The sequence below is a fragment of the Acidobacteriota bacterium genome (assembly GCA_034211275.1).
Classification (GTDB): domain Bacteria; phylum Acidobacteriota; class Thermoanaerobaculia; order Multivoradales; family JAHZIX01; genus JAGQSE01.
In genome coordinates this window covers 1-10211 of sequence record JAXHTF010000225.1, presented here as the reverse complement: position 1 = coordinate 10211, position 10211 = coordinate 1, and the positions used below count along the sequence as shown (strand labels likewise).

Below are 10211 nucleotides of genomic sequence, written 5' to 3'. Positions count from 1 at the left end.
GGCTTCCAGCCGGCTGCGGGGTGGGCGGGGGAACCCAACCCCTGGGCCCGTCGCCGGGAAACCGAGCCCGGCCGGTTAGAATCAAGAAGTCTGACACCCCAACAGAGGAGACCTTCATCCCGACCGTGAATTCATCGCCCCAGCCGCTTTCTCAGCGCCCGCCGGAGATCTTCCGGCTGACTCCCGGCCGCCGGGTGCTCTTTCTAACCAAGGACGCCGAGCTGATTCGCCGGCAGCTTCGTGGGGAGCTCGATCTGACCCTCGACGATGTGAGCGCCGACGAGCTTCTGGACGACATCAACACCGACACCATGGCCCCCGCCTGGGTGTGCTTCGAGCACCGCCCGGCGGAGCTGGCGCGGGAGGCCTACGCTGGGCTGATCGTCGACGGCGAGCGGGTGATGCCCCGGGACGCGCTGCGGAACGGTGGTTTCGAGGTCATCGTCTCCGGCTACCGCAAGGGAGTGGGAAGCTCCCGGGAGACGGCGGTGCAGGCCGAGAAGTGGAGCGGCATCCGCCTTGCTGTGGCCGCATCCTTCGCTCCCATTCACGCCCGCAACAACGTCAACCAGGGCGTGCTCATGGCCGGCTACGATGTGCTGCGGCGACTGCAGCGGGGCGAGGGGGTGGAGCTGGAGGAACTGTGTGCCGGCTATGACCCCCTGACCCGGGAGATCGTTCGCCATGGCGGCCTCTTCCCCTTCGCCAAGGCGCTGGCGGCGGGGGAGGTGACGGTGTCGTCGGCGAATGCCGACTCGCGGCCCATGACCATGGGGGAGCAGATCCTCGCTCGGCATCTTTACCTCTCGGGGCAGGATGCTGCCGCCGCGGCTGGGGAGGCTTCCGTTCGCCCTGGGGATGCGGTGCTGGTCTCCGTCGACGGGGGCTACTCCCACGACTTCACCTCCGCTCAGGTCCATGTCTTCCTCGAAGAAGAATATGGAGCGGACTATCGGATCCAGGATCCGGAGCGCTTCGCCGCCTTCGAAGATCATCTGATCTACGCCGACGGCGTCCCCCGGATGCAGCCGCACCAGGCGAAGATCGAGACCCTGCGGCGGCTGCAGCGGGAATTCCAGCAGCACACCGGAGTGCGGGACTACCTGGCGGAGGATGGTGTTTCGCCGGGCATCTGCCACGAGGTGGCACGGGAGGAGCTGGTGTCGCCGGGGGATTTCGTTCAGGCCACCGACAGCCACACTTGCATGGGGGGCGCCAACAACGCCCTGGCCTGGGGCGTGGGGGCGACGGAATACGCCAACCTGCTCTACAACGGCTTCACTCCGGTGGAAGTGCCGGAGTCCATCCGCTTCCACCTGGTGGGAGAGCTGGCGCCGGAGGTCACCGCCAAGGATCTGATGCTCTTCATCCTGAAGGAGTACGCTCGCAGCCAGCAAACCCTCAACCGGGTGATGGAGTTCACCGGTCCGGGACTGACCCGGCTCTCCATGGACGAGCGGGCGACCCTCGCCAACATGGCCACCGAATGCTCTGCCAAGGGGGCGGTGGTGGCCGCCGACGAGGAAACCTTTCGCTGGTTGGCGGAGCGGCGACCGAAAGGAGATCCGGAGCGCTGGCGCCGACGGGCGGTGGCTCCGGACGAGGGAGCGTTCTACGCCGGCGGCGAGCACGTCATCGACCTGGCGGAGCTGGTGCCCATGGTGGCTCACCCCGGGGATCCGGATCGGGGAATCCCTTCCGATCCCACCAACGGTCTGGCGGTGGCGGCGCTGGGGGAGGTGCCCATCGACATCGCCTACGGCGGGAGCTGTACCGCCGGCAAGGTAGAGGATCTCGCCTTCTACCACCGGGTGGCGAAGGAGGCGGTGGCGGCGGGGCTGAGGGTGCATCCCCGGGTGCGCTTTTTGATTCAATTCGGTTCCCGCCGGGTGGCGGAACACGCTCGGGACGCCGGCTACCTGGCCACCTTTCGCCTCGCCGGCATCCAGCTCATCCAGCCCGGCTGCGGCGCCTGCATCGGCTGCGGCCCTGGGGTTTCGGAGTCGGCGGAGCAGGTCACCGTCAGCGCCATCAACAGGAATTACAAGGGCCGCTCCGGTCCCGGCAAGCTGTACCTTGCCTCTCCCCTCACCGTCGCTGCCTCGGCGTTCACCGGTTCCATCACCGCCTATCGGCCGGGAATGTTTGCCGAGCTGGCGGTGGCGGCGGACTGAGCGTCGGACGGATCACCTGCGAGGCTCAAGTCCTCGGTACCGTCAGGATCTCCGGCTCGATGCGGCCCTGCTGGAAGGTCACCCGGGCCACGGTGAGGGGGAGAGTGAAGCGGGGGTGGCCGCAGGCGCCGGGGTTGAGGAGCAGGCAGCGCCCGCGCCATTCGAGCTCCGGCCGGTGGCTGTGGCCGAAGACGATGAGCCGCGGCCCCGCAGGCTGAGGCCCACGCAGCCACTCCCGCGCCACATCTTCCTGCCGATGCACCATGAAGATCCGTAGCGTCGTGGAGCTCGGTCCTTCGTCGTCTTCGAGCTCCTCGGTGACGGTGAAGGGCAGGGCGGTGAGGGGTGGGGAAGTGTCCGTATTGCCCCGCACCGCCCACACCGGGGCGATGCGGCCCAGGCGCTGGAGGATGGCTGGATCTCCCACATCGCCGCCGTGGAGGATGAAGTCGCTGCCGGCGAGGAGGTCCGGTACCTCCGGACGGAGCAGGCCATGAGTGTCGGAGAGGATGCCGAGTCGTACCATGAGCAGCAGTGTATCCGCTAGCAGAGCGGGAAGATCCAAGTCCCCATTGGGCCGATTTGCTGGAATGTCATAAGATCTGACAGTCGGGCCGTCGATGGACCTTTCTGCACGGTGCTTTCTCTACGGTGCTTTTTTTACGGTGCACGGCCACTCCCGGAGAGCTCTGGTCGAGGGGCCGCTCGGGTCCTGGATCTGATTCCTGGACTGGTTGTCTCTATTGGGTCTCCAAGGAAGCGCCGGTCCCAGATCCTACCGATGGCTACCGCGAAGCTCTTAGAAACCTGGACACTGGGCCCGTTCGCTTGCTCCTTGGGGCGGCGATGGGCTAGAAACTGCTAGCTGCGGCGAGACTCCGCTTTCCCCTGCGCTGGATCCACACGTTAAGGAGACGATCTTATGACCACCATGGCCACTACCCCGGGCGTTCTCGAGGGGCTCAAAGAGAGGTTGGGTGACATCATCCAACTCGAAGATATTGCAGACTCGTACCACACCGACTACGGCAAGTTGGTGGACCGCGAGCCCGGCGCCATCGCCCGCTGCACCACGACCGCCGAGGTGGCGGAGCTGCTGCGCTACTGCTACGAGAACAAGGTTCCGGTCACCGCCCGCGGCCAGTCCCACTCCCAGAGCGGTCAGTCGACCTCCAACGGCGGCGTCATCCTCGACACCTCGGGGATGAACAAGATCCACAAGATCGACGCCGACGGCCTCGCCGTCCTGTGCGACGGCGGCCTGATCTGGCGCGAGCTGGTGCAGACCGTGGTGCCCATGGGGTTGGTACCGCCGGTGCTCACCAACAACCTGGGGGTCAGCATCAGCGGCACTCTCTCCATCGCCGGCCTCGGGGTTGCCAGCTACCGCCACGGAGCTCAGGTGGACAACGTGCTGGAGCTCACCGTGGTCACCGGCACCGGTGACGTGGTCACCTGCTCCGCCACCGAGAACCAGGAGCTGTTCAACGTCGTGCGTTCCGGCTTCGGTCAGTTCGGAGTCATCACCCAGGCCAAGCTCAAGCTGCGCAAGACCAAGAAGAACGTCCGCAAGTACTACCTGCTCTACGACGACCTGCAGACTTTGATGGACGACGCCGCCAAGATCATGGCCAAGGGCAACAACACCTTCGACAGCCTGGAGAGCTGGTGCTCGCCGTGTCCCCAGGGGGCCAAGCGCATCGGCGAGGGCATGGATCTGGGTGAAGGAGCGCAGATCTTCGCCTATTGGATGTACCCGCTGCACCTGACCATCGAGTACGACGACGGCGAGGAGCCCAACGACGAGGAGGCGCTGGCGAGTCTCAGCTACTACCGCCATCTGGAAACCTGCGAGTACAGCTTCCTCGAATTCTGCGAGCGCCTGGTGCCCATCTTCCAGCTCTGGGACCGCAGTGGCTACACCGACATGGCCCATCCGTGGATGGAGACCGTGCTGCCCTGGAACAAGGCCTGTGAGTACATCGAGTATGTGCTTTCCAACCTGCCGCCCCAGACCCTCGGCCCGGGTGGTCACATTCTGCTCTGGCCCTCCCGCGGTGACACGTCCTCGACCCCGCTGCTGATGATCCCGGACGACGAGTACGTCATCGGTTGGGGGCTGCTGCCGGGCGTGCCCCAGAAGTACCTGGAACAGGCGCTGGAGCAGCTGGACATGGCCAGCGAGCTGTCCATCGGCTACGGCGGCAAGCGCTATCTCTCCGGCTACATCACCTTCGATACGGAAGAGAAGTGGGCCGCCCACTTCGGCGATCGTTGGCCGATGATCAAGGCGGCGAAGAAGCGCTTCGATCCGGCGGGGATCATGAACCCCGGATTCATCCAGTACGAGTAGCCGCTGGCTGCTCTCCTACGGACGCGAAAGGGCGACTCTCCTCCTGGAGGGCCGCCCTTTTGCTTTGGTGGGGACCCCGCTCCGAGGGAGGCATCCCCGAGAAAAGGGCCCTGACGGCAACGGTGGTACCGCTGTAGGGGGGTGTCGCTATAATGCGTGGATCGAGCACCCCTGATCGAGTTCCCATGGAGCGTTTATGACGGAGCAAGCCCCACAGCCTTCGAAGCCGGAGACTTCCCGCACGGTGACGCGGGTGAGCCTGGTTTTCGAAAGCTTTCGGCAGTTCCTGCGCGAGTACGGGTCCCACATCTCCATGGGCGGGATGTTCATCGGCGCCCGCCGCCCCCTGCCTCCGGGATCCCTGTGCCAGCTGGAGTTCCGGCTGCGGGACGGCTATCCCCTGATCCTGGGCCGGGGAGAGGTGGTGTGGACCCGCGCCCGGGAGGAAGGGCCGGGGCGGCCTCCCGGCATGGGCGTGCGCTTCCACGAGCTGGAGGGCTCCAGCCGCGATCTCGTCTTCGGCATCGTCGAGCACCGGTTGGCGGAGGGAGATTCCCTCTTCCGTCTGGATGAAGACGGCGACCTGATGGATGAGACCCCCGAAGATCTGGATAAATTGCTCAAGGAGGCGGAGCGCCGCCGCGAGCGGGCGGAGAGTGAAGCCCGCTCCAGCACCATCGGCTCGACCCAGAAGCTCAGTGCCGGCGCGGTGCTGGCAGAGGCGGAGGGCGACGGTGAGGCTGCAGCTTCCCCGGCTGAAGAGGTCCCCATCGAGGCAGCAGCGGTTGAGGACTCTCCCGTTGAGGATGCCGGAGAGTTCGAGCCCGGAGATTCCGAGGAGGAACTCTCCCTCTCGGAGCTCCAGGAGCCCGGCCCGAGGGAGTTCCCGGCAGAGTCCCGGGATGAGCCCTGGGAAGAAGCCTCAGCGGTAGATGCCGAGGGTAGCCACGATACCCGCGAGACCTTCGCCGAGAGCCCTTCCGAAGGGGTCGAAGATCACCAAGATCCCGTGCTGGCCCTGCCCTACGACGGCGATGCGGTGGCGGAGGAAGAGGGCTGGGAGCTGGAGGATGCTCGGCCCGAGCCGAAGGGGGAGGCGCTGGCTGTTCCCCCGGAGAACCTGTCCACGGGACCGTCGGAAGTAGTTTCGGAGGAAGCGCCGGCCGAGCGCTGGGATGCGGGAGACTTGCATTCCGGGACCTTGCCGACGGCAGGCGGGCCTTCGGAGGATCAGCCTTCCGACGAGCTTGCCGAAAGGCGCCGGAGGGACGACGAGTTGGGGGAGACCCTTCGGGATCTGCCGATGCCTCCCTTGTCGGAGCGGGAACCGGATCTGCCGGTGACCGTCACCGAGGACGAGCCGCTGGAGGCCGCGGTCTCCCGGCAGACTCCTCCGCGGGGCCGGCCGGCGGCGGGGCTGCCGGTGGACAGTGGCGATGCGATGGATCTGGACCAGCTGTTTTCCGTCGCCCCGGCGGCGGACCCGCTGTCCATGGAGGATCGCCCTGACCCCTGGACGGAGCGCGAGCAGCAGCAGCGCAAGCGGCGGCGGGGGGTCCTCGGCATGGTCGCGGCGCTGGTGGTGCTGGCCGGTGCCGCGTTCCTGCTGGTCCGTCTCGTGGGCTGGTGGCCCCCATCCTCGGATTCGGCGACCGCGGATTCGGTGGCTTCGGGCTCGGCCCAGGAGGCTTCCTCGGAAGCCGGGGCGGAGCCTTCCGGCGTACCGATCACCGCCGAGGACTCCGATGCGGCGGATGAGGCACCGGAGGTCATCGACGTGGGTGCCGAAGAGCCTGCTGCCGAGGCCTCCGAACCAGCTGCCGGGAGCAGTGCGGAGCCGGCCCGGGAGAGCACTCCCCCGCCACCGGCGTCCCGAGCCGCCGCCAGCTCGGTGCAAGACATTCGCTGGACCCGTTCCGGCAACAGCACTCGCGTCACGGTGACGCTGGACGGGGCTCTGCCGGAGTCCCGATTTACCAATCAGCGGCTGGGCTCCGGCGCTCCCCGCCAGCTGCTTCGCCTCCGCGGCATCACCCAGGCGTTCCGCCCCCCGACCCTGGAAGTCGATACCGACCAGCTGCTGAGGATTCGTACCGGACGCCATATTCGAGACGGCGTCGATGAGCTGCACCTGGTGTTGGATCTGGCCGCCGCCGGCGTCACCGTGACGCGGGTGGAGAGCCGGGGCCGGACCCTGGAAATCTGGGTGAGCAGCGATTCGTAGGCTGGATGGATCGCCTGCGATGCAAGGAATGAAGGCCAGGAGGGCACACTATGAGCGCTAACGACTCTTCCGGTTCCGGAACCCGCGATTCCCATCGCGTCCCCATTGAGAGCAGCGTCGACCTGGAATTCCAGAGCTTTCAGGGCTTCCTCACCGAGTATTCGTCCAATATCTCCCTGGGCGGCATGTTCGTGCGCAGCGAGGAGCCGCCGCCGCCGGGAACCATGCTCAACTTCAGCCTGCGGTTGAAGGACGAGATGGATCTGGTGACCGGCCTCGGGCAGGTGATGTGGGTCCGCAACGAAGCGGCGGGAGACGATCTGCCGACGGGCATGGGGATTCGCTTCCTGGACCTGGAGGGGGAGAGCGCGGCTCTCATCCAGCGCATGGTAGAGCAGCACCAGGCGCAGGGCGGTGAGACCTTCGACGTCGCCTCGCCGGCGGGCGAGGTGGCGACCTTGAGGAATGTGTCGGAGGAGGCACCGAGCCCTCCGGTCGCGACCCCGGAGCCCGCCGAGGGCTTTGGTGAGGATGACGGCGTGACCGCGAAAGGCGAGGCCATTCCGTGGCCTCCGCCACCGGATGCTCTGGCGCCGGAGATCGAGACGCCGGAGCCGGTGGCGCCGGACTTCGGCTCCGCTGAGGTCCCCGCCTCCGGAGCTCCCGAGACTCCGCCGCAGCCCGGCCAGGAGGCATCCTCCGCGGCCGCTGGAGAGAAGGCGGGAGAGCTGCCGGGGCCGTGGGTTCCGGAACCTTGGCAGCCGCCCTCGACGGACTCGGAGCCCTCGCCGGGGACCCGTTCCACCGCTTCGGATGGGGAGGGCTCCGGGGAGGATCCGGAAGCAGCGCAATGGCCACCGAAGGTTCCCCGGGTGCAGGATGGCCCCGGCGGAGGCACCGGTACGAGCGCGGAGGCCTGGAGCGGCACGAGTACCGGCACCTGGAGCGGTACGGGGACCGGTACCGGCAGCGGAGGGGCGCTGCAGGAGGAGATCTTCGTACCCCCTCCCCTGGGCAGTGACTCGTCGAATGCCGAGACCTCGGAAGCCCCACCTCCCACCGCGGGTGCGTCTGGGAGCACGGAGGAGGCTGCACGGAGGGGCGGTCGTTCGCCCTGGGTGCCGAGCCTGCCGGTGATCGCGCTGATGGTGGTGTCTCTGATCGTCGGGGCTTTGGGGTCCCGCTATCTGGACCAGATCGTCGGTCTCTTCGATGGTTTCGACAGCGAGGCCGCGGAGCGCGTGCTCCATGACGTTCCGCCGCCGGCGACGCTGGAGAGCTTGGCCACCGGTGCGGAGGAGTCGGCGGTGGAGATGCCGTCCGCCGCGGCGGAGGATCGGAGCCAGGATTCGGAGATGCCTAGGGCCGCTCCTACGCAGCAGGCTGCTTCTCCGGCAGAGGGCCCTCGGACAGAGGGTCCTGCGCAGGACGGCGCTACTGAGGACGGTGCTACGGAGGACGTCGCACCGTTGGAGCTGGGGCCTCCGGATCCGGGGGCGCAGCGCCTCAACCAGGTGCGTTTGATCACCTGGAAGGCGCAGGGGGCCGGTACCACCGTGGTGACCTTGTGGGGCAACGGCCAGCTGCGGCAAGAGGACTTGGACCATATTCGCATCGATGGCCGGCCTGCCCGCGAGTTGCTCAAGCTGCGCGGCATCAACTGGCCGTTCCGCAACCCCATCCTCGACGCCAATACCGGGGAGGTGCGGCGCATCCGCACCGGCTTCCATCCCAAGGCCACCGGCAACGAGCTGCACATCGTCCTGGACCTGGAAGACCCGCAAATCCACCTCGCCCGCGTCGAGCGTGACGCGAATAAGATCCTGCTCTACCTGAGCCGCTGAACCGCCCCCAACTCGCCCTCCGGGCTCGCCCCGGGGGGCTTCGAGAACTCTATGATCGATCTCTTGCTCGTCGCCGTAGGCGCTGTGTGTCTGTACTTCGGAGGGGAAGGACTGGTGCGCGGTGCCACCCAGCTGGCCCGGACTCTGGGGCTCTCGCCGCTGGTCATCGGCCTCACGGTGGTGGCCTTCGGCACCTCCAGCCCGGAGCTCGCGGCGACGCTGGTGGCGGTCTTTGAAGGCTCGCCGCAGGTCGCCGTGGGCAACGTGTTGGGCTCCAATATCGCCAATGTCGGCTTGATCCTGGGCGCCAGCGCGCTGCTGCAGCCGCTGCTGGCCCAGGCCTCCTTCCTGCGCCGGGAGATTCCCTTCATGGTGGCGGTCAGCGTGCTGATCATCCCCATGGCTGCGGACGGCCACTATGGGCGCCTGGACGGCCTCTTTCTGCTGGCGCTCTTCGCCCTCTTCCTGTGGGTGCTGCTGCGCAAGGGCGAGGCGCCGCCCATGGACTTGGAAGTGGAGGACGACGGCAAGCCTACGAAGCCGGTGTGGGTTCAGCTGGCGATGGTGGTGGTCGGGGTGGTGCTGCTGGTGGTGGGAGCGAAGGTGTTGATCACCGGAGCGGTGAGCCTGGCGCGGGCGGTGGGATTGAGTGAGCAAGTCATCGGCTTGAGCCTGGTGGCTTTGGGGACCAGCCTGCCGGAGCTCGCCGCCTCGTTGGTGGCCGCCAGCCACAACGAGGGTGATCTCGTCCTGGGCAACGTGGTGGGATCGAATATTTTCAACGTGCTGCTGGTGCTCGGCACCACCGTGGCGATCCATCCCATCCCGGTATTGCTCTCCGAGTTTGGCCGAGATTTGGGCGTCGGCCTCCTGTTCAGCATCGCCGTCTTGCCACTGCTGGCCCTGGGGCATCCACGCCGGCTGTCGAAGCGGGAGGGAACGGCCCTGCTCCTGGGCTACGTGGTCTATATGTGGTGGATCTTCTGAGTCTCGCCGCTGGCTAGTGTCCGCTACGGAGGGCGGAGCGGATCATCATCAGCTCGCTGACATTCTCCAGCGTCAGCAGTCCTTCCAGCCGGTCCTCGGCGTCCACCACCGGTAGCGTGCGGCCGCCGGATTCTTTCAGCTGTTGCAGCGCCAGCTCCAGGGGCTGGCCGCGATGGGCGCGGCCGAAGTCCCGGCGCATGCTGCCGGTGACCGGGGCGTTCTGACCGTGCTCCGCCAGCCCCGCCAGCAGATCGTTGCGGCTCAGGATGCCGATCACCCGGTCCCCGTGGACCACCGGGAAGTCTTCCTGAGAGCCGCTCAGGATCATCTCCACCGCTCGGCCCAGGAAATCTCCCGGGGACAGTACCTCGAAGCGCGAGACCATGGCCTGATCCACCGTCAGGTTGGCCAAGGCTTCGTGGCGCTCCACCATGGCGCTCTCCTGAGAAGCGCCGATCCACACGAAGAGACCGATGAGGATGAGGAAGGGCTGGCCCATGAGGCCACCGAAGATGAAGAGGAAGGCCATCAGCTGGCCGATGGAGGCGGCGATGCGGGTGGCCTTGGCGTATTCCATCCGGGTGGCGAGGAGCGCCCGGAGCATCCGGCCGCCGTCCATGGGAAAGGCC

General features: G+C 67.0%; 7 protein-coding genes. 5 read left to right on the top strand and 2 right to left on the bottom strand.

Annotated features, from left to right (window positions below; all coding sequences use genetic code 11):
- The first annotated feature begins 125 nt into the window (after window positions 1-125).
- On the top strand, window positions 126-2174 hold the full coding sequence (locus tag SX243_22740) for an aconitase family protein (GenBank protein MDY7095803.1): 2049 nt from the start codon (window positions 126-128) through the stop codon (window positions 2172-2174).
- 25 nt (window positions 2175-2199) lie between these two features.
- Here SX243_22740 and SX243_22735 read toward each other — a convergent pair whose 3' ends face one another.
- The gene (locus tag SX243_22735; GenBank protein MDY7095802.1) at window positions 2200-2700 is read right to left on the bottom strand and encodes a metallophosphoesterase family protein; all 501 of its coding nucleotides are present in this window, start codon (window positions 2698-2700) and stop codon (window positions 2200-2202) included.
- Between the two features lie 396 nt (window positions 2701-3096).
- Here SX243_22735 and SX243_22730 point away from each other — a divergent pair, with 396 nt between their 5' ends.
- From SX243_22730 to SX243_22715, 4 genes are all read left to right on the top strand, one after another.
- Entirely contained in the window at window positions 3097-4527 is a 1431-nt protein-coding gene (locus SX243_22730; GenBank protein MDY7095801.1) for an FAD-binding protein, read from the top strand.
- Between the two features lie 196 nt (window positions 4528-4723).
- Window positions 4724-6751, top strand: coding sequence for a PilZ domain-containing protein (locus SX243_22725; protein ID MDY7095800.1), 2028 nt, complete (start codon window positions 4724-4726; stop codon window positions 6749-6751).
- Window positions 6752-6801: 50 nt separating this feature from the next.
- Complete coding sequence (locus SX243_22720; GenBank protein ID MDY7095799.1) at window positions 6802-8595, top strand: TIGR02266 family protein; 1794 nt, start codon at window positions 6802-6804, stop codon at window positions 8593-8595.
- Between the two features lie 51 nt (window positions 8596-8646).
- Window positions 8647-9582, top strand: coding sequence for a calcium/sodium antiporter (locus SX243_22715; GenBank protein MDY7095798.1), 936 nt, complete (start codon window positions 8647-8649; stop codon window positions 9580-9582).
- A 13-nt stretch (window positions 9583-9595) separates the two neighbouring features.
- Here the strand turns inward: SX243_22715 and SX243_22710 are convergent.
- A partial coding sequence (locus SX243_22710; GenBank protein MDY7095797.1) for a CBS domain-containing protein occupies window positions 9596-10211 on the bottom strand: 616 nt, incomplete at its 5' end.

Excerpts from the sequence above, each read along its gene's own strand:
- SX243_22735 (MDY7095802.1), bottom strand. The coding sequence starts at position 2,700 with ATGGTACGACTCGGCATCCTCTCCGACACTCATGGCCTGCTCCGTCCG.
- SX243_22715 (MDY7095798.1), top strand. The coding sequence starts at position 8,647 with ATGATCGATCTCTTGCTCGTCGCCGTAGGCGCTGTGTGTCTGTACTTC.
- SX243_22725 (MDY7095800.1), top strand. The coding sequence starts at position 4,724 with ATGACGGAGCAAGCCCCACAGCCTTCGAAGCCGGAGACTTCCCGCACG.
- SX243_22720 (MDY7095799.1), top strand. The coding sequence starts at position 6,802 with ATGAGCGCTAACGACTCTTCCGGTTCCGGAACCCGCGATTCCCATCGC.
- SX243_22730 (MDY7095801.1), top strand. The coding sequence starts at position 3,097 with ATGACCACCATGGCCACTACCCCGGGCGTTCTCGAGGGGCTCAAAGAG.